General features: G+C 62.8%; 15 protein-coding genes. 5 read left to right on the forward strand and 10 right to left on the reverse strand.

Features of this window, described 5'->3' with window-relative positions:
• Positions 1–200 precede the first annotated feature (200 nt).
• Positions 201–2,618, reverse strand: coding sequence for a VolA/Pla-1 family phospholipase (locus ACPW74_RS19645; RefSeq protein ID WP_042864705.1), 2,418 nt, complete (start codon positions 2,616–2,618; stop codon positions 201–203).
• Positions 2,619–2,919: 301 nt separating this feature from the next.
• Here ACPW74_RS19645 and ubiK point away from each other — a divergent pair, with 301 nt between their 5' ends.
• On the forward strand, positions 2,920–3,177 hold the full coding sequence (ubiK, locus tag ACPW74_RS19650) for a ubiquinone biosynthesis accessory factor UbiK (RefSeq protein ID WP_010672374.1): 258 nt from the start codon (positions 2,920–2,922) through the stop codon (positions 3,175–3,177).
• 139 nt (positions 3,178–3,316) lie between these two features.
• Here ubiK and fre read toward each other — a convergent pair whose 3' ends face one another.
• The 5 genes from fre to trxA all read right to left on the reverse strand — a co-directional run bounded on the left by fre (position 3,317) and on the right by trxA (position 8,587).
• Positions 3,317–4,015 carry an NAD(P)H-flavin reductase gene (gene fre / locus ACPW74_RS19655; protein WP_010672373.1) on the reverse strand — a complete coding sequence of 233 codons (699 nt, stop codon included), beginning with the start codon at positions 4,013–4,015 and terminating at the stop codon, positions 3,317–3,319.
• Between the two features lie 155 nt (positions 4,016–4,170).
• Positions 4,171–5,640, reverse strand: coding sequence for a 4-hydroxy-3-polyprenylbenzoate decarboxylase (ubiD, locus tag ACPW74_RS19660; RefSeq protein ID WP_134997273.1), 1,470 nt, complete (start codon positions 5,638–5,640; stop codon positions 4,171–4,173).
• Positions 5,641–5,673: 33 nt separating this feature from the next.
• On the reverse strand, positions 5,674–6,681 hold the full coding sequence (locus ACPW74_RS19665) for a hypothetical protein (protein ID WP_048209335.1): 1,008 nt from the start codon (positions 6,679–6,681) through the stop codon (positions 5,674–5,676).
• A 106-nt stretch (positions 6,682–6,787) separates the two neighbouring features.
• Positions 6,788–8,053 (reverse strand): transcription termination factor Rho, encoded by a 1,266-nt coding sequence (rho, locus tag ACPW74_RS19670; protein ID WP_010672370.1) that lies wholly within the window; start codon positions 8,051–8,053, stop codon positions 6,788–6,790.
• 207 nt (positions 8,054–8,260) lie between these two features.
• Positions 8,261–8,587: a thioredoxin TrxA gene (gene trxA, locus ACPW74_RS19675; protein WP_010672369.1), complete on the reverse strand. Its 327-nt coding sequence runs from the start codon at positions 8,585–8,587 to the stop codon at positions 8,261–8,263.
• Positions 8,588–8,700: 113 nt separating this feature from the next.
• Between trxA and rhlB the strand changes: the two genes are divergently transcribed.
• The 4 genes from rhlB (at position 8,701) to ACPW74_RS19695 (ending at position 12,953) form a co-directional block, all read left to right on the forward strand.
• The gene (gene rhlB, locus ACPW74_RS19680; protein WP_104455036.1) at positions 8,701–9,990 is read left to right on the forward strand and encodes an ATP-dependent RNA helicase RhlB; all 1,290 of its coding nucleotides are present in this window, start codon (positions 8,701–8,703) and stop codon (positions 9,988–9,990) included.
• 13 nt (positions 9,991–10,003) lie between these two features.
• A complete protein-coding gene (gppA, locus tag ACPW74_RS19685; protein ID WP_104455035.1) occupies positions 10,004–11,494 on the forward strand; it encodes a guanosine-5'-triphosphate,3'-diphosphate diphosphatase in 1,491 nt (496 codons plus the stop codon).
• 202 nt (positions 11,495–11,696) lie between these two features.
• Positions 11,697–12,680, forward strand: coding sequence for a DUF4382 domain-containing protein (locus ACPW74_RS19690; protein ID WP_279982206.1), 984 nt, complete (start codon positions 11,697–11,699; stop codon positions 12,678–12,680).
• A gap of 30 nt (positions 12,681–12,710) precedes the next feature.
• A complete protein-coding gene (locus tag ACPW74_RS19695) occupies positions 12,711–12,953 on the forward strand; it encodes a Rho-binding antiterminator (RefSeq protein ID WP_279982207.1) in 243 nt (80 codons plus the stop codon).
• Positions 12,954–13,033: 80 nt separating this feature from the next.
• On the opposite strand, the gene ACPW74_RS19700 is transcribed toward ACPW74_RS19695, so the two are convergent.
• The 4 genes from ACPW74_RS19700 to hemB all read right to left on the reverse strand — a co-directional run bounded on the left by ACPW74_RS19700 (position 13,034) and on the right by hemB (position 19,923).
• On the reverse strand, positions 13,034–13,795 hold the full coding sequence (locus tag ACPW74_RS19700) for a class I SAM-dependent methyltransferase (protein ID WP_424930913.1): 762 nt from the start codon (positions 13,793–13,795) through the stop codon (positions 13,034–13,036).
• A gap of 51 nt (positions 13,796–13,846) precedes the next feature.
• On the reverse strand, positions 13,847–16,405 hold the full coding sequence (locus tag ACPW74_RS19705; RefSeq protein ID WP_210555815.1) for a putative bifunctional diguanylate cyclase/phosphodiesterase: 2,559 nt from the start codon (positions 16,403–16,405) through the stop codon (positions 13,847–13,849).
• A gap of 234 nt (positions 16,406–16,639) precedes the next feature.
• Positions 16,640–18,682 (reverse strand): oligopeptidase A, encoded by a 2,043-nt coding sequence (prlC, locus tag ACPW74_RS19710; protein WP_279982209.1) that lies wholly within the window; start codon positions 18,680–18,682, stop codon positions 16,640–16,642.
• 221 nt (positions 18,683–18,903) lie between these two features.
• Positions 18,904–19,923, reverse strand: a complete 1,020-nt coding sequence (gene hemB / locus ACPW74_RS19715; RefSeq protein ID WP_041212046.1) for a porphobilinogen synthase — start codon at positions 19,921–19,923, stop codon at positions 18,904–18,906.
• Position 19,924 lies beyond the last annotated feature (1 nt).

A 19,924-nucleotide genomic window follows, 5' to 3' on the forward strand; every position in this document is an offset into this window, starting at 1 on the left:
GACAGGCGCCATCGGCCGGGGTGAGGCCTGGTTGTCGGCAATTGCTCGGCAACCAAAGCGACCACCAACATGGCTCACCTGGCAGGCCTACTGGTCGGCCTTGCCCAAGGCTGGCTGGACAGGCGCCACAGGCCAGCCTGAGCCGATTTGCCATAAAAAAACGCCGCCCCAAGGGGCGGCGTTTTTATTGGTCGGCCGGCTTACTGCTTGAGCAGGCTGCCGTCGGTCACCTTGACCGCGGTACCGCCGCTTGCGAAGAAGCTGCCGAACTGGGTCTGCATCTCGGTGGTGACGGCGCCGGTCGGATCGAAGTTCTCGTCCGGTGCCAGCAGCGAGCTGTGACCCCCGGCCACGAAGCGGGCCGCTCTGTGGTTGGCGGCGCCGGTGGCGGTCAGCGGTTGCAGGGCCAGGACCTTGAACAGCGGCTCGGTGCCACCCAGCGGGGCGGTGGCGATGCTGTTCGGGATCACTCGATCCGACAGGCTCAGGGCGCCGTCGCCGACGATTTCGGTGGCAAACAGCGGGAAGTCCGCCGCGATGCCGCTCCCCAGGTTGATGGGGTCTGCCGAATCCAGCACCGACTGCGCCGCAAAGCTGTAGCTCTGCAAGGTACTGGCCGCCGTGGCCTGGGTGGCCGCATCCTGGCTCGGCAGGAATTCGTTGACGAAGCAGGTCGGTACTGCCGTCTTGCAGTTCGGGGCGTAGGCGGTAAAAGCTGCCTTCAGGGCCGCACTGCCAGCGGTCAGCACGCTCATCTGGATGGTCGGACCGAAGGTCGGCGAGTTCAGCAGCAGCGGCGCTATGCCGCCACCCGGCATGGCCAGGCCGCCAGTGTCGAACTTGAACAGGGCGTCTGCCGTCGGGTTGCCAACAGACTGGTTGGCCACCGCCAGCAGGTTGGCCCCCGCGATGGCGCCCAGAGAGTGACCCAGGAAGTGTACCTTGAGGCTGCCTGCGGTGCCGATGGCGCCCTTGGCATTGGCCAGCCCCACTGCCAGACGCAGGCCCAGCAGATCCGCCACGCTCTGTTTCAGGTTGTCGCGGGCCACGGTCAGGTAGCTCAGGTTCAGGTAGGGGGTCGGGTTGTCGGAGGTGGTCACCGAGTCCATGCTGCCGGTCAGGGCGAAGCCGCGTTCACCATGCAACGGATGATCGATCACCACCACGGCCACGTTCTTGCTCGCCTGGGCACCGGCACCGATCTGGCCAAGGGCCAGGGCGTAGGCGTTCTCCTTCACGGAGGTGACGCCGTGCTGATAGATGATCACGTCGGTGATGTTCGCCAGCGGTGCGGCGGCGAAGATCCGCATCGGGACGGACTGCACCTCTTCCAGTGCCGGCAGCGGGTTGAAGCGCCCGATATTCATCTCGGGATCCAGCGCCTTGCCGCCGGAGGTGAGGGTCACCCCGATCAGCTTGCTCGCCTCCGCCAGCAGCTCGGCCTGACGGCTCGGATCGGCGATGAGTTCGCCCAGCAGGGCCGGATCCACGCCCGCCCCCACCAGGCCGCCGATCACTTCGGCATCCTGGGCCTTCAGGGCGTTCGCGATGGCGTAGAGGCTGGGGATGGCACCGTGCCAGGACTGGGTCTTCGCCTTGTCCCAGGAGCCGGCGGTGGCCGGGGAGGAGAGGAAGTAGGGCAGCTTGACGGTACCGCTGTAGACGGTGGTACCCAAGGCCAGATTGTGGAGTGGAGTGCCGTCACCAAAAGCGGCGGCAATCGCATCCTTCTGCTCCTGGGGCAGGAAGTTCTCGGCGTCCAGCTGGGTCAGGAAGGGGCTGCCGCCGCTCACCGACAGGGTATAGGTGCCAGGCAGGCTGGTATTGCCCAGGGCGTCCTGCTTCCACAGGGCGGCGGCGTCCAGGGTCGGGCTCTTGAGCACGGATGCGGCCGCCCCTTTCACCGCCACCAGCACGTCGGCGCCGGACTGGGTACCGAACCAGTCGGAGAAGATCACGTGGTCGCTGGTGATACCGGTGGCAGCCTTGAACAGCCCTTCCTGCAGCGCAATCAGGCCGCTGATGGTCTGCTCCTGGGCGTTGCTGCCGGTGCTGGTCTTGTAGTTGCTGTAGTCGCTACCCGGTCGCAGGGGGGCACCCGTGCTGTCTTTGAGGGTATCGGTCGCCACTATCATGTAGTAGGAAGAGGGGTTGAGCGGCTTGAGCGGCACCAGATTCAGCTTGCCGGTCGTCTCGGCCACCACGAAGTCCACCCCGTAGGTCAGCACCTTTTTCACGCCGCTCGGACGCAGGGCCGCACTGTCAAACTCCAGCTCCATCAGGTAGAGGGGTGCCACGGAGGCTGCGAATTCAGCAGCGGCCGGCGCCTTGACCTGGATGCCGGAGGCCGTCACCGGCACTATCTGGATCGCCTGGGTAGTCGACCAGCCATCCAGGGTGGAGAGGGCGGACACCGGGTTGGAGAGATCCGCCGTTTCCGTGGAGAATTTCAGGGTACCGTCGGTCGCACGGGCTGCCAGGGCGCTGGGTCGGACTGCATTGGAGCCGCTCAGCAGATAATCGAGATAGCTTGAGGTATCGCCTGTGTTGTCGTCACTGCCACCACAACCGCTCAGCAGCGCACTGACGACGGCCGCGTAAATTAGCTTTTTCTTCATATCCTTATCTCTTTTATGTTGTTATCCATGATGAGCCTGACGGGGTAGGGTTCAAACCCGACCGAATCATATTAACAGCAACGCAACAATTAATAAGCCTCTGGTCAGTCATCTGATCTGATTTTTTTGTGTACACCATCAAGGAATTGGAATTGATCCCCGGCGTCACAGGGTAGCAGCCAGGGTGCATCAACCAGACCCGACCAGAGCCCGATGGGATCCATGGCGCAAAAAGCCGCCCCGATCTCGGCAAAGGGGACGATTTGTCGGTAGAATGGCGCCATTGCTTAAGGAGACCCCCATGATCGACCCGAAAAAACTGGAAGAGATCGCCAAACAGATACACAACGCCCTGCCCCCCGGCATTCGCAGCATGGGTGAAGAGGTGGAGAAAAAGACCCGTCAGGTCTTGCAGGCTCAGCTCAACAAGCTGGATCTGGTGAGCCGCGAGGAGTTCGACGTGCAGACCAAGGTGCTGCTGCGCACCCGGGAGAAGCTGACCGCCCTCGAGGCCAAGCTGGCCCAGCTCGAGCAGCAGCTCGCTGCCAAGGGCGAATGATCCGGCGTGACCCGCCGTAGATAGCACAAACCCCAGCCAGGCTGGGGTTTGTCGTTTTTATGGGGACAACGAGTTTCTCATCCCCCCTTCTCTCGCAAGACGATAAGGGGGCAGATCGACGCTCTGCGGTTGGCCGTGGTCAGATAAACTCGTAGGCATCGCCGAAGATGCGCTCGGGCTCGGCGCCCAGCACCTTGAACTCTTCCCGCGCGGCACCGGCCATCTCGAAGCGGCCCGCCACATAGATGTCGTAGTCATGCAGGCTGACGAAGTCATCCATGATGGCCTTGTGCACCAGCCCGGTCCTGCCGGTCCAGTCGCTCTCGGGCTCCTGCACCACGGGAATGAAGGTCAGCGGCGCGTAGTCGCGCTCCCACTGCTGCATCTGCTCCAGCTCGTAGAGCCAGTGCGCCTGGCGTACCCCCCAGTAGAGGAACACCGGACGCTTGCTGCCGCTGCCGATCAGGTATTCCAGGATGGCGCGGGCATAGGAGAAGCCGGTGCCGCCCGCCATCAGGATCAGCGGTCGGGGGGATTCGTCGCGCAGGAACGCCTTGCCAGCGGCCAGCTCGACCTCGATCTCCCCCTGCTCGCGCATGCGGGCCAGCACCTGACCGGCATAGGCATTCTCGGGAGTGGCACCGATCTGCAGCTCCAGCACGCCGGAGCGGGTCGGCGAGTTGGCGATGGAGAAGGGGCGCTTGTCCGAATCGCTCATCACCACCAGCAGATACTGGCCCGGCTTGAAGCTCACCTCCTGCTGCGGCGCCAGCGCCACGTGCCAGATGGTGTCGACATATTCGCGCAGTTCCTCTACGCGGCACTTGATACGTTGCATTCTTGTCCTTGTGAGGGGCCTGCCCGGCCCGCTTCGCTCATGGTTTCACTGTTTTTATGGCGACCAGTTGGTGGTCAGGTCCGTCGAGCATACCCAATTCGGCAAGGCAATACCGCACTTTTGCGTCACAATGGCCGCGCCCCATCGGGGATCCCTCAGTCGAGGATCTTCAGCTCGTCCCAGATGGCATCGATCTTCTGCTTTACCGCCTCGTCCTGGACGATGGGCTGACCCCACTCCCGGTTGCTCTCCCCCGGCCACTTGTTGGTGGCATCCAGCCCCATTTTGGAGCCGAGCCCGGAGACCGGCGAGGCGAAGTCCAGGTAGTCGATGGGGGTGTGCTCGATCAGGGTGGTGTCCCTGGCCGGATCCATCCGGGTGGTGATGGCCCAGATAACGTCCTTCCAGTCCCGGGCGTTGATGTCGTCATCGCAGACGATCACGAACTTGGTGTACATGAACTGGCGCAGGAAGGACCAGACCCCCAGCATCACCCGCTTGGCGTGGCCGGGGTAGCGCTTCTTGATGGTCACCACCGCCATCCGGTAGGAGCACCCCTCCGGCGGCAGGTAGAAATCCACGATCTCGGGGAACTGCTTCTGCAACAGCGGTACGAACACCTCGTTGAGCGCCACCCCGAGCACCGCCGGCTCATCGGGCGGACGTCCGGTGTAGGTGCTGTGGTAGATGGCATCCCGGCGCATCGTCATGTGGGTGATGGTGAAGACCGGGAACTCGTCCACTTCGTTGTAGTAGCCGGTGTGATCGCCGTAAGGCCCTTCGGGGGCCATCTCCCCCGGCTCCAGATAGCCTTCCAGCACGATCTCGGCGCTGGCGGGCACTTCCAGATCGCAGCTCAGCGCCTTCACCACCTCGGTACGGCTGCCCCGCAGCAGACCGGCAAAGGCGTATTCGGAGAGGCTGTCCGGCACCGGCGTCACCGCGCCCAGGATGGTCGCCGGATCGGCGCCCAGCGCCACCGCCACCGGGAAGCGTTCGCCCGGGTGGGCCTCCTGCCACTCGCGAAAATCGATGGCGCCGCCCCGGTGATCCAGCCAGCGCATGATCAGCTTGTTCTTGCCGATCTTCTGCTGGCGATAGATGCCAAGGTTCTGCCGCTTCTTGTAGGGACCGCGGGTGATGGTCAGACCCCAGGTGACCAGTGGCGCCACATCCCCGGGCCAGCAGTGCTGGATGGGGATCTGATCCAGATCCACCGCGTCCCCTTCCAGCACCACCTGCTGACAGGGGGCCGAAGAGAGCCGCTTGGTCGGCATGTTGAGCACCTGCTTGAAGATGGGCAGCTTCTCCATCAGCTCCTTGAGCCCGCGAGGCGGCTCCGGCTCTTTCAGATAGGAGAGCCAGGTCCCCACCTGGCGCAGGGCGCTGACGTTGGGCTGGCCCATGCCCATGGCAACCCGGTCCGGCGTGCCGAACAGGTTGGTCAACACCGGCATGGCGTAGCCCTTGGGATTCTCAAACAGCAGAGCCGGGCCCCCCGCACGCAGGGTACGGTCGCTGATCTCGGTCATCTCCAGATAGGGGTCTATCTCGCGACTGATGCGCCTGAGCTGTCCGTTTTGTTCCAACTGCGCGATAAAATCACGCAAGTCCTTGTATTTCATGCAAGTACCCCAGCGGGATCAGGTGGTCCCGCATTATAACCCTGGCGGCGTATCCGGTGTACCCGTATCGGACCTCATGACGGACGAGGCGTGTCGCCGCTCCTGAAGCGTCAACCGGTTTGCCAATTGACCCAGGAGCCTGGGCTCGTCCATCTGCAACAACAGGCCGGCCACCAGCCCGCCATACTGGTGCTTGCCGAGTTCGGCCAGGAGGAACTGCTGGGCCCCGTCCGGCAAGGGGGAGAGGCGGCTGAGCTGGTGCAGGGCGGGGACCATCAGGCGGCTGTTCTGGCTGGCGGCGATCAGCAGATCGCTCGCCTCCTGACCTGAATAAAAGCGGGAAATGGTGTGCAGCGCAGTCAGGCTATCGTGATCCACTGGCTGACGCCACAGCTTGAGGTAGAGTGCCGTCTCCCCGGTCTGTTCGATGAAGTGCAGCAGCAACTGGTTGTCCGGCAGGAAGAGATTGAGGGCGGCAAGCCGCTGCGCCTCCCGGCGCAACACGGATACCGGCTGCCGATCGAGCACCGCCAGCAGGGCCTGCTGCTGCTGTGCCAGCTCGGGATTGCGGCTGTAGTAGACCTGCTTGAAGTCGAAGCGATCCTGCTCCAGCAACTGGCGATAGTTGTCCTGCCAGGCCAGCTGCTGCCAGTGGCTCAGCACCAGCCGGGCCTCGGCGGGGAAGTCGTAGGCGGGTAGCTGCACCAGGAAACCGTCCACCTTCCCTTCCACCAGCCATTGTGGCGCCTTGGCCGCTTGTGCCCGCACCCAGGCCAGCAGCGCCGGGCTCGGTGCGCCCGATGACTTGAGCTCCCCCAGCAACTGGAACAACAGGAACTCCCGCTGCCCCACCGACAGGGTCTCGAGCAACGAGTCGATGGCATCAAACTGCCCGAGCGCCATGCGGCCGTCCAGGTACGCCCGATGCCCCTCCAGTCCCTCGTCCGCCACCAGGGGAGCCTGCAATTGCGGCGGGGAGTCGGCATGCACCGGGGCCGCCAGCCACAACCAACCCATCCATATGAACAACACCAGCTTCATGACGTCCCTTTCCTTGTGACATCGAGGCTTCATACTACTAAGCCAGCCGTGAAATAGATAAACAAAAACCGCGACCTGGGCCGCGGTTTTGTCATTGAAGAGGCTGTTACTTCTGTTGACGCTTCATGGAGTCGAAGAACTCGTCGTTGGTCTTGGTCGCAGCCAGCTTGTCGATGAGGAACTCGATGCTGTCGATCTCGCCCATGGGGTGAATGATCTTGCGCAGGATCCACATCTTCTGCAGCTCGTCCGGGGCGGTCAGCAGCTCTTCCTTGCGGGTGCCGGAACGGGTGATGTCGATGGCCGGGTAGACGCGCTTCTCGGCAATCTTGCGCGAGAGGTGCAGTTCCATGTTGCCGGTACCCTTGAACTCTTCGTAGATGACTTCATCCATCTTGGAGCCGGTATCGATCAGCGCGGTGGCGATGATGGTCAGGCTGCCGCCCTCTTCGACGTTGCGCGCCGCACCGAAGAAACGTTTCGGACGGTGCAGGGCGTTGGCGTCCACACCACCGGTCAGCACCTTGCCGGAAGACGGGATGACGGTGTTGTAGGCGCGGGCCAGACGGGTGATGGAGTCCAGCAGGATCACCACGTCCTTCTTGTGCTCGACCAGACGCTTGGCCTTCTCGATCACCATTTCGGCGACCTGGACGTGACGGGAAGCCGGCTCGTCGAAGGTGGAGGCGATCACTTCACCCTTCACCATCCGCTGCATCTCGGTCACTTCTTCCGGACGCTCGTCAATCAGCAGCACGATCAGCTCACAATCCGGGTGGTTGTAGGCGATGCTCTGGGCGATGTTCTGCAGCAGCATGGTCTTACCGGCCTTGGGCGGTGCAACGATGAGACCGCGCTGGCCCTTGCCGATCGGGGATGCCAGATCCAGTACGCGGGCGGTGATGTCTTCGGTGGAACCGTTGCCACGCTCCATGCGCAGACGCTCGTTGGCGTGCAGGGGAGTGAGGTTTTCAAACAGGATCTTGTTGCGGGAGTTTTCCGGACGGTCGTAGTTGACGTCGTTGACCTTGAGCAGGGCGAAATAGCGCTCGCCCTCTTTCGGCGGCCGGATCTTGCCGGAAATGGTATCGCCGGTACGCAGGTTGAAGCGGCGGATCTGGCTCGGGGAGACATAGATGTCATCCGGACCAGCGAGATAAGAGCCGTCTGCACTGCGCAGGAAACCGAAACCGTCGGTCAGGATTTCCAGCACACCGTCGCCAAAGATATCCTCGCCGCCCTTGGCGTGCGCCTTGAGGATTGCAAAGATAATGTCTTTCTTGTGCGCCCGAGCCAGATTTTCCAACCCCATGGATTCGCCAAGCTGGACCAGCTCGGACACAGGAGTGTTCTTAAGTTCAGTCAGATTCATAGTGGTGAAAGTCTGTAAGCAAGGATTGAAATGAGGAGACAGTCTGCTGGATTGATGCTGATCGGATTTGACTTGCCAGGCTGGTAGTTAAGCAAAGAGTCAGGCAAAAAGGTTAGCAAACGAGCGATAAACTAGCACCAATCAGGGTGAGCGTCTAGGTGATAAAACACAAGGAGCGCATTATTGCAATGCGCTCCTTCTTGATTATTACAAGTTGCCGTCCAGGAACTCTTTCAGTTGGGTCTTGGACAGGGCGCCGACCTTGGTCGCTGCCACTTCACCATTCTTGAACAGCAGCAGGGTCGGGATACCACGAATGCCGTACTTGGGCGGAGTGTCGGCGTTATGATCGATATTCAATTTCGCCACGGTCACGCGACCTTCATATTCCTGAGCAACTTCGTTCAGGATCGGGGCAATCATCTTGCACGGTCCACACCATTCGGCCCAGAAATCGACCAGAACAGGGCTGTCGGCGTTGATTACATCGGCCTCGAAGCTGGCATCGCTCAGCTGAACAATCTTGTCACTCATCTCCAACTCCAGTCAGTAATTAAGGCTTTATTGATGGTTCAACAAAGGCAATAGTTGCCCTATTTGAAATGATCCTGTTTATTATTGCAAGCCTAACCTGATAACCTACCGCCATGAGCAAAACACATCTAACGACCGAAAAATTCGCCCAAATGGGCCTCGAACCCGAAGTTCTGGCTGGTCTGGAATCAAAGGGATTTCACTATTGTACGCCCATCCAGGCACTGTCCCTGCCCCTGCTGGTTGAAGGTCATGACCTCGCCGGTCAGGCTCAGACGGGGACCGGCAAAACCCTGGCTTTCCTGGCGGCGACATTCAACTATTTGCTGACCCATCCGCTGACCAGGCCGCGCCTCGTCAACCAGCCCCGCGCCATCATCATGGCCCCGACCCGGGAGCTGGCCGTCCAGATCTATAACGATGCAGAGAGCATGTCAGCCTCCACCGGGCTCAAGCTCGGTCTCGCCTATGGTGGCGAAGGCTACGACAAGCAGCTGGCCGTGCTGGAACAGGGCGTCGACATCCTGATCGGCACCACCGGCCGCATCATCGACTACTTCAAGTCCAAGGTCATCGATCTCGGCAACATCCAGGTCGTGGTACTGGACGAAGCGGATCGCATGTTCGATCTGGGCTTCATCAAGGACATCCGTTTCCTGTTCCGCCGCATGCCCCCCGCCACCGAGCGTATGAGCATGCTGTTCTCCGCCACCCTCTCCCTGCGGGTGCAGGAGCTAGCCTATGAACACATGAACCACCCGGAACATGTGCAGGTCGAACCGGAACAGATGACCGGCGTGCGGATCAAGGAGGAGCTCTTCTACCCCTCCAACGAAGACAAGATGTTGCTGCTGCTCTCCCTGATGGAAGAGGAGTGGCCCGAGAAAGCCATCGTCTTCGCCAACACCAAGCACGTCTGTGAAGACGTTCATGCGTGGCTGGAGAACGACGGCCACCGCGTCGGCCTGCTGACCGGCGACGTGCCGCAGAAGAAGCGGATGAAGATCCTGGAAGAGTTCACCAAGGGCACCCTGGATATCCTGGTCGCCACCGACGTGGCCGCCCGTGGTCTGCACATCCCCGACGTGACTCACGTCTTCAACTACGACCTGCCCGACGATGCCGAAGACTATGTCCACCGCATCGGTCGTACCGGCCGCGCCGGCAAAAGCGGTCACTCCATCAGCCTGGCCTGTGAAGACTATGCCTTCAACCTGCCGGCCATCGAGGAGTACATCCACCACCCCATCCCGGTCAGCAAGTATGACCGCGAGGCGCTGCTGGATGACGTCACCGCACCAAAACGGGTGTTCCGCAACCGCCAGCCGGTGAACCGCAACATGCGGGATCGCCAGGGCGGTGGCAACAGCAACAACCGTCGTCGTCCCCCCCGCAAGAACTGAGGGATCGGCCAAGTTGCACAACTCGCCTCTCTATGCCGCCATCGACCTCGGCTCCAACAGCTTTCACATGCTGGTGGTGCGCGAGGTCGCCGGTGCCCTGCGCACCGTCACCAAGGTCAAACGCAAGGTACGCCTCGCCGCCGGCCTCGATGCCGATTTTCGCCTCAACCGTGCCGCCATGGAGCGGGGCTGGGATTGTCTGCGCCTCTTCTCCGAGCAGTTGCAGGACATCCCGTCCGACAATATCCGGGTAGTGGGCACCGCCACCCTGCGCCTGGCCACCAACGTCGACGAATTCATCAGCGAAGCGGAACGGGTGCTCAACCACAGCATCGAGATCATCTCGGGCGAGGAAGAAGCCAAGACCATCTATGAAGGTGTCTCCTGGACGTCGGCAGGGGAAGGCAACCGGCTGGTAATCGACATCGGCGGCGCCAGCACCGAGCTGGTGATCGGCGAGCAGAGCGAAGCCAAGCTGCTCAACAGCCTGCACATGGGCTGCGTCACCTGGCTCAACAACCACTTCGGTGATGGCGAGCTCTCCGAGACGCGCTTCAACCAGGCCATTGCCGCCGCCAAGGCGGTACTGGAGAAAGTGGCTGCGGACTACCGTGTCCTCGGCTGGCGCACCTGCGTCGGCGCCTCCGGCACCGTCCAGGCGCTGCAGGAGATCATGCTGGCCCAGGGCAAGAGCGAGCGGGTCACCCTGCCCAAGTTGCAAGAGCTGATGGGTCAGGCCATCGCCTGCGGCAGAGTCGATCAGTTGCAGCTCGAAGGGCTGGCGGCCGAACGGCTGACCGTGTTCCCCTCCGGTCTCGCCATCCTGATCGCCATCTTCGAGACCCTCGACATCGAGAGCATGACCCTGGCGGGCGGTGCCCTGCGTGAAGGACTCATCTACGGCCTGCTCGGCAACAATCACGACTGTGATGCCCGGGATCGCACCGCCGACAGCCTGATCAGCCGCTACCAGCTGGACAAGGAGCACGCCGAGCGGGTGCGCGACACCGCCATCCAGGCCTTCACCCAGCTGCAGCCGGCCTGGCGCCTCTCCAAGCGCTACGGTCGCCCGATCCTGCGCTATGCGGCCCTGCTGCACGAAATTGGTCTGTGCATCGAGTACAAGAAGGCGCCGCAACACGCCGCTTACATCATCGACAACATCGACATGCCGGGCTTCACCCCGGCCCAGAAGAAGCTGCTGTCGGCCCTGCTGCTCAACCAGCGGGACGACTTCAAGCTGGAGCCGCTGGAGAAACAGGGAGCCGTGACGGCTCGCCAGGCGATCCGGCTGGCCCGCATCCTGCGCATCTCCCTGATCCTCTGCATGCGCCGCACCCAGGGTACAGTGCCCCAGTTCATGCTGCAGGCCGATGAGGATGCCCTGACCCTGACCCTGCCCAGGGGCTGGCTGGACGAGCACTACCTGCGGGCCAGCGAGCTGCGCCTGGAAGTGGAGCGCCAGCAGAAGATGGGCTGGTCCACCCGCCTGCTGGAAGCCTGAACGGGCGCCCTGCGCCCGCTTCGCTTCTTTTCCCGCCCGTTCCTACAATCCCTTTCGCAGCCATCACTGGCGCCATTCAACGCCTTAACTTTGATTTTATTGTACTTTCAACCCGATTCTGGTTCTTCGCTCCCTCCTGCCATCTAGCCTGTGCCAGCGGCTCGGCTAGAGTTGAGTTGTCTCTCTCACAGGAACGGAAACCATGAAACATTTACCCCTGATAGCCCTGACTGCCCTGCTGACCGCCTGCGGTGGCGGCAGTGACGACAACAGCCAGCAGAATGCCGAGATGTCCCTGGCCTTCTCCGATGCCCCGGTGGATTCGGTCAGCAAGGTCTGCATCGCCGTCTCCAACATCAGCATCCACCCCGTCTCGGGGAGCGAGCTGGCCTGGACCACCGCCAGCTTCCTGACATCGGCCCAGGACGATGGCTGCACGCCGACGGGAGAGATCATCCCTCTGGACGCCTCAGGCCACCCCCTGTTCACCTATATCGATCTGCTGAAATACCCGGGCTCCAGCAGCCGCCCCCTGCTGGCCAGCCAGAGCGTGGTCCCCGGCGACTACAGCCAGATGCGGCTGCGGATCCTGGATGGCCGGGATGCAGGCAATCAATTCCCGGATGGCACACCCTACTCCTACGTCCTGCAGGATGACGGCGTGATCAAGCCGCTGGAGGTGCCGAGCAACGAGCTCAAGCTGGATGCCTTCACCATCGCCGCCAACGGCCTCAGCGCCTTCACCACAGAGTTCGACCTGCGCCACTCCATGGTGCTGCCGGGCCACGAGGAGCATTACAAGCTCAAGCCCAGAGGGGTGCGACTGGTGAACAACACCGAGGTCGCCACCGTCAGGGGCACGGTGGCGGCAGGGCTTTGCGGCGGCCAGCTCACCGACAAGGCCTTCGTCTACTTCTACGACGAGCTGCGCCCTGTGGGAGATGACACCTATCCCGACATGGCCGACCTCGACAACGGCTTCTACGCCAGCGCCCCCGTCGTTCCCCTGACGGGTGGTGGTTACGGCTACGAGCTGGGCTTCGTCAACCTCGGCAGCTACGACATGGTGCTGGTCTGCAACGGCGACGAGGATGATCCCGAGCTGGCCAACGACCCGCTGCAACTGGAGCAGGTGCTGAAGGCGCAGCCGGTGACGGCCCCGACCACCAGCATCAATTTCCAATGACGGGCCTGGGGCCGAGGTAGGAGAAGCACCATGACAGGGTATCAACCCATCAGTTGCGACCTCTACGACTGGCTCGAGATCGCCGCCCGCTGGCAGCTGCCGGTCACCCTCACCGGTCGGGACGGCCGCCAGTGGGCAGACAGGATCCGCACCATCGAGGCCAGAGAAGGCGTCGAGTACCTGCTATTGCAAGGCGGCGAGCGCCTCAGCCTGGCGGATCTGGCGAGTCTGGAGCTGCTCTGGCAGGGGGAAGAGAAGCGGATCCGCTTCTAGCCGCCGAGTGCGAACAACGAAAGAGGGCCCGCGCTGCGGGCCCTCTTGCTATCTGACACCTTGACTCAAGCGCGCTCGATTCAGCCCGCCGCCAGCGCCGCCATCACATAGACGTCGAAGCGGTTGCTCTTGGTCTCGATAGCCATGCTCGGCTTGTGCTCGTTGAGCCAGCCCGCGTAGTCCGGCCGCTTCACCACCACCCGTTTCTCCGCCATCCTGAGCGCCGCCGGCAGCAGGGCGTCGGCGTCCAGATCGGCCCCCACCAGGGACTGGAACACCCGCATCTCCTTCTTCACCAGGGCCGACTTCTGCTTGTGGGGGAACATGGGATCCAGGTAGATGACCTCGGGCCGTTCGGTCAGCGCCAGCAGGGTCTCCACCGCCGGCCCGTGCAGCAGCTGCATCCGCTCGCGCACCCAGGGGCCTATCTCGGGATTCTTGCCCGCCCGCGCCAGGCCGTCCTGCAGCAGGGCCGCCACCACGGGGCTGCGCTCGATCAGGGTCACCCTGCAGCCGAGGGAGGCGAGCACGAAGGCGTCGCGACCGAGCCCGGCGGTGGCGTCCACCACGGTCGGCATGGCCCCCGACTTCAACCCCACCGCCTTGGCGATGGACTGGCCGCGCCCCCCGCCGAACTTGCGGCGATGGGCCACAGCCCCTTCGATGAAGTCCACATAGACGGCCCCCAGCTTGGGCTCGTCCAGCTTGCGCAGCTCCAGCCGTGCCTCGGTCAGCACCAGCGCGAAGGGAGCGGGAAACGCCACGTCGGCAAGGCGCTGGCGCAGGGCGTCGAGCTCGCCATCGCGGGCGGGGACTTCACTGAAAACCTGAATATGGGGCATAACACGGACTCATCACGGCGCAGGAGCCGGCATGATAGCAGAAGCGGGAGATCAGCTCACCGTGGTCAGGTTCATCCCCTGACGGTTGAGGCCCAGGTACTCCACCAGATCGTCATAGGGCAGCGGACGGCTGAGCAGGTAGCCCTGGGTGAAGGCACAGCCCTTCAGGCAGAGGAAGTTCAGCTGCTCCCGGGTCTCCACCCCTTCGATCACCACCTGCATGCCGAGGTTGTGCACTATGTTGATGATGCCGTCGAGCAGCAGCCTGTCCTGCTCGTTGAAGGGGATGTGGCGCACGAAGGAGCGGTCGATCTTCACCAGATCCACCGGGAAGGTGCGCAGGTAGTTGAGGGCCGAGTAGCCGGTGCCGAAGTCGTCGATGGCCAGCTTGCAGCCCGCCTCGCGCAGGGCATCGATCCGCACCCTGTGCTGATCGCTGGTCTCCATCAGCAGGGACTCGGTGATTTCGATGATGATGTCCGCCGGGTCCAGGTTGAAGTGACGGATCACCCTGAGCCACTCGTTGGCCTCCGGGTCTATGGTCTGGAACTCCAGGGTGGAGCGGTTGATGGACATCTGCAGATCCGGGAAGCCGGACTGCTGCAATCTGGCCAGATCCCGGCAAGACTGCCACAGCACCAGGGCACCCAGCCCCTGGATGAGCCCCGCCTCTTCCGCCAGCGGGATGAAATCCGCCGGTGAGACCTGACCCCAGTGGGGGTGATACCAGCGCACCAGGGCCTCCAGCTTGGCGACCCGGCCGCTGCGGTTGTCCCAAATGGGCTGGTAGGCCATGGTCAGCTGGCCCAGCTTGATGGCCTCCGCCAGATCGTGCTGCATCTGGTGGCGCTGGCTCACCTCTTCCCGCATGGAGGCGTTGTAGGTGCCGAGGGGGCGTCCCTGGCGCTTGGCGACGAACAGGGCCTGCTCGGCATTGCGCAAGAGCTCGTCGCTGTCGCCGCCGTCATTGGGACAGAGGGTGATCCCCAGGGTGGCGGTCACATAGAGGTGCTGGTTGGCCAGCATGAAGGGACGGGCAAAACCGCCGATCACCTGCTTGGCAAACACCTCGGCCTGACGGCGGTTGACGATGCCGGGCACCAGGAAGGCAAACTCGTCGCCGCCGATGCGGGCCACTAGGTCCTCGGTGCGCACCCGGCTCACCAGCCGATCCGATACTTCCCGCAGCAGGGCGTCGCCCACATGGTGATCCATGCTGTTGTTGACCGCCTTGAAGTTGTTGAGGTCGAGCACCATGAGGGCGAAGCGCTCCCCCCGCTCGCAGAAGCGGGCCAGACAGCGACCGAACAGCCAGCGGTTGGGCAGGCCGGTGAGGTTGTCGTAGTTGGCCTGGGCGGCGATCTTCTGCTCCGCCAGCTTGGTCTGGGAAAGATCGCTGAAGATGGCGATGTACTGACTGATCTTGCCCCCTTCCCGCACGGCGCTGATCATCAGCTGCTGGGGATAGAGCTTGCCGTTCTTGCGCTTGTTCCACACCTCCCCACGCCAGATCCCCACCCGCTCCAGGGCGTGGTACATGTCCGCATAGAAGGTCTGATCGTGCAGTCCGGACTTGAGCATGCTGGGCCGCTGGCCACACGCCTCCTCCTCGCTGTAACCGGTGATCTTCTCGAAGGCCGGATTGACCGAGATGATGCGACTGTCGGCATCGCACACCAGAATGGCTTCGGAGAGGTTGTCATAGACCCGGTGGGAGAGCTTGAGCTGCTCCGCATGGCGCCTGATGGGATCGATGTTCTCCAGCACCACCATGAGATAGTCGGGGTGCATCTGCTCGTTGCGGATCAGGGTCACCGTCACCCGTCCCCACAGGACGGTCCCATCCCGATGGAGATAACGCTTCTCCTGGGTAAACGCGGGACGCTCCCCCCGCTTGAGGGCGTCGTAGAGCGCAATGCTGGTCTGCCAGTCGTCCGGATGGTTGATTTCGGCGACGGTGAGCTGTTGCAGCTCCTCCTGGCTGTAGCCGAGCATCTTCTCGATGGCCGGGTTCGCCCAGAGGATCTTGCCGCCCAGATCCACCTTGCCGATGCCCACGGGCGCATGGGACATCATGGTGTCCAGGAAGTGGTGATGTTCCGGTTGCGCCGGCTGCTCCTGGCTCTGGCGCTGCTGATACATCAGCGCCAGTTCACGACCGGCGAGCGGGGCCAGCAGACGCAGCAGGCCCACTATCTTCTCCATTCTCGGCATGGCCCGCTTGAACATGACGCTGCACAGGCCGATGGTCTCTCCCTCGGCGTTCTTGAGCGCGACGCCGGCATAGGCTCTCACCTCGCAGCGCTCCAGCACGGCGGCGTGGGGGAACAGCTGGCGGGTGCGATCACTGAACCAGGCTTCACCCTGTTGCATGGCGATCTCCCCCGGAGTGTCGGCGAGGGGGAAGCTGTAGGAGTTGATGTCGAGGGAGGCGGGATAGGCGGCATGCACGGTAAAGAACAGACCCGCCTGATCCTTGCCGGACACCAGGACGAAGTCAGCCCCCACCGCGTTGGCGATTTCACTCACAAAGGCATCAAAATATCCCTGACCACTCGAATGAGACAGGCTGGAGATGATTTGATAGACAGACTCGAGTGCTCGCCTCATGGCAAGGTTCTTTCTCTCCCTAGAAGGTAGAACCCGACTCTACTGAAGAGGCGGGGACAGTGCAAACATGCACTCCGCAAGATATTAAAAAGGCTTGGAAAAAGGGACCAAAAGGTCCCTTTTTCTATCAAAAATCACGTTTCGATCCCACTATGCCGCAAATGTGTACCTGCTTGAAGCTCCCGCAGTGGCGCGGCAGCTCATCCAATCGAGGCTCACTGTGGCGGCGGGACCTCACGCGGCGATACCGCTGTGACGCAGCAGCGCATCCACCTGGGGCTCCCGGCCACGGAAGGCACGGAACAGCTCCATCGGCTCCCTGGAGCCGCCCTTTTCCAGAATGTTCTTCAGGAAGGAGTGGCCCGTGGCCGGGTTGAAGATCCCCTCCTCCTCGAAGCGGGAGAAGGCGTCGGCAGAGAGTACCTCGGCCCACTTGTAGCTGTAGTAGCCCGCCGCGTAGCCGCCCGCGAAGATGTGGGAGAAGCTGTGCTGGAAGCGGTTGAACGCCGGAGGCGTCATCACGGCGACCTGGCTGCGCACCTCATCCAGCAGCGCAGGGATCTGATCCGCGCTGGCCGGGTCAAACTCCTGGTGCAGGCGGAAGTCGAACAGGGCGAACTCCAGCTGGCGCAGCATCTGCATCGCCGCCTGGAAGTTGCGGGCGGTCAGCATCTTCTCCAGCAGATCGGCGGGCAGCGGCTCCCCGGTCTCGTAATGGCCGGAGATGAAGGCCAGCGCCTCGGATTCCCAGCACCAGTTCTCGAGGAACTGGCTCGGCAGCTCCACCGCATCCCAGGCCACGCCGTTGATGCCGGCCACGCCAGCCACATCGATGCGGGTCAGCATGTGGTGAATGCCGTGGCCGAACTCGTGGAACAGGGTGACCACTTCGTTGTGGGTAAACAGGGCCGGCTTGCCGTCCACCGGGCCGTTGAAGTTGCAGGTCAGGTAGGCCACCGGCTTTTGCAGGGAGCCGTCCTGACGGTAGCGGCGACCCAGGCAGACATCCATCCAGGCGCCGCCCTGCTTGTGCTCGCGGGCATAGAGATCCAGGTAGAAGCTGCCGCGCAGCTCGTCATCGGCGTCAAAGATGTCGTAAAAGCGCACATCCGGGTGCCAGGTGTCGATGCCGAGACGCTCGCGTACCTTCATGCCGAACACCCGCTTGACCACCTCGAACAGCCCCTTCACGACCCGACCGGCGGGGAAATAAGGACGCAACTGCTCATCAGAGACCGAAAACTTGTGCTGTTTGAGCTTTTCTGCGTAATAGGCAAGATCCCAGGCCGCCAGTTCGTCCTGACCGTGCTGCTCGGCGGCAAAGGCGCGGATCTCCTCCAGCTCCGCCTTGCCTTGGGGCAGGGACTTGGCAGCCAGGTCGGTGAGGAACTCCACCACCTGCTCCGGCTTGTCCGCCATCTTGGTCGCGAGGGAGAGCTCGGCATAGTTGGCAAAGCCCAGCAGTCGGGCCAGCTCCCGGCGCAGGGTGAGCAACTCGGTCATGATGGCGGAGTTGTCCCACTTGCCAGCGTTGGGGCCCTGGTCGGAGGCGCGGGTGGTGAAGGCCTCATACAGCTCGGCACGCAGGGCGCGGCTGTCGGCATACATCATCACCGGCAGGTAGGAGGGGATGTCCAGGGTGAACAGCCACCCCTCCTTGCCCTTGAGTTCGGCCATCTGGCGCGCGGCAGCCTGGGCGCTCGCGGGCAGACCGGCCAGCTCGGCCTCGTCGGTCACCAGCTTGTGCCAGCCCTGGGTCGCGTCCAGCACGTTGTTGCTGAAAAGGGAGGCGAGCTCCGAGAGGCGGGCCTGGATCTCGCCGTAACGCTGCTGCGCCTCGGCAGGCAGACCGATGCCGGAGAGGCGGAAATCGCGCAGGGTGTTCAGGATCTCCTTGCGCTGGGCATCATCCAGCCGGGGGAAGTCATCGCTCTCGGAGAGGGCCAGATAGGCTTGATAGAGCCCTTCATGCTGACCGACATAGGTCTGGAATTCGGAAAGCAGCGGCAGGCAGGCATCGTGAGCCGCCCGCAGCGCCTCGCTGTTCTGCACGGCGTTGAGGTGGCTGATGGGGGACCAGATCCGGGAGAGGCGGTCGTTGGCCTCTTCCAGCGGGGCGATCAGGCTGTCCCAGGTGTGAGGCTCCTTCTGGGCCAGCACATCCTCAATCTTCTGTTTGCAATCGGCGATGGCCTGCGTCACGGCAGGTTGCACCTGATCGGGCTGGATCTGGCTGAAGGGAGGCAGCGAGTCCATTGTCAGCAAAGGGTTAGTCATCTGCGGTACCTCTAAATGCTCTGCAGCCCCTGCCGTCCAGAAGCCTGCTTGGACCATCTAAGATGTAGGCAGAAACCCCATTTATCAAGCCTTTGCCGCCAAGAGACGGGCATGTTGCCCACTTTTTCAGGCATTTTGTTCATAAAACCAGCATTTCATCTACCAGAGACGACAATGCCGGCCCGAGGGCCGGCATTGTGAGGGCATGGACACTCCCCGCCTCAGCGTCGGGCGTCCTCTTTCAACCACTGGGCGACCCGCTTGGCGAAGTAGGTGAGGATGCCATCGGCCCCGGCCCGCTTGAAGCAGAGCAGGGATTCCATCACGCACTCCTTCTCCTTGAGCCAGCCATTCTGGATCGCCGCCATGTGCATGGCGTACTCGCCGCTCACCTGATAGGCGAAGGTCGGCACGCCGAACTGATCCTTCACCCGGCGGATGATGTCCAGGTAGGGCATGCCCGGCTTGACCATGACGCTGTCCGCCCCTTCGGCGATGTCGAGGGCCACTTCGTGCAGGGCTTCGTTGCCGTTGGCCGGATCCATCTGGTAGGTGGCCTTGTTGCTCTTGCCGAGGTTGGCGGCGGAGCCCACCGCATCGCGGAACGGGCCGTAGTAGTGGGAGGCGTACTTGGCGGAGTAGGCCATGATCTGCACGTTGACGAAGCCATTCTCCTCCAGCGCGGCGCGGATGGCACCGATGCGGCCGTCCATCATGTCGGACGGGGCCACCATGTCGGCCCCGGCGGCGGCATGGGAGAGCGCCTGCTTCACCAGGATCTCGGTGGTGATGTCGTTCTGCACATAGCCTTCGTCATCGATGATGCCGTCCTGGCCATGGGTGGTGAAGGGGTCGAGCGCCACATCGGTGATAACCCCGAGCTCCGGGAAGCGAGCCTTGAGGGCACGGGTCGCCCGCTGGGCCAGGGCATCCGGGTTGTAGGCCTCTTCCGCCATCAGACTCTTTCTCTCCAGCGGCGTCACCGGGAACAGGGCCACCGCCGGCACTCCCAGGGCCACCAGTTCGGCGGCCTCTTCGAGCAGCAGATCGATGGAGAGCCTGTCCACCCCCGGCATGGAGGCAACAGCCTCTCGCTGACCCTCTCCCTCCAGCACGAACACGGGATAGATGAGATCGTTGGCGGTCAGTACGTTCTCGCGCACCAGGCGGCGGCTGAAGTCATGTTTGCGCACCCGGCGCAGGCGACGGCCCGGGAAGGCCCCCGGAAGAGTTGTGGCCATG

The organism is Aeromonas sp. INTO2 (assembly GCF_049860605.1).
Taxonomy (GTDB): Bacteria; Pseudomonadota; Gammaproteobacteria; order Enterobacterales; family Aeromonadaceae; genus Aeromonas; species Aeromonas caviae.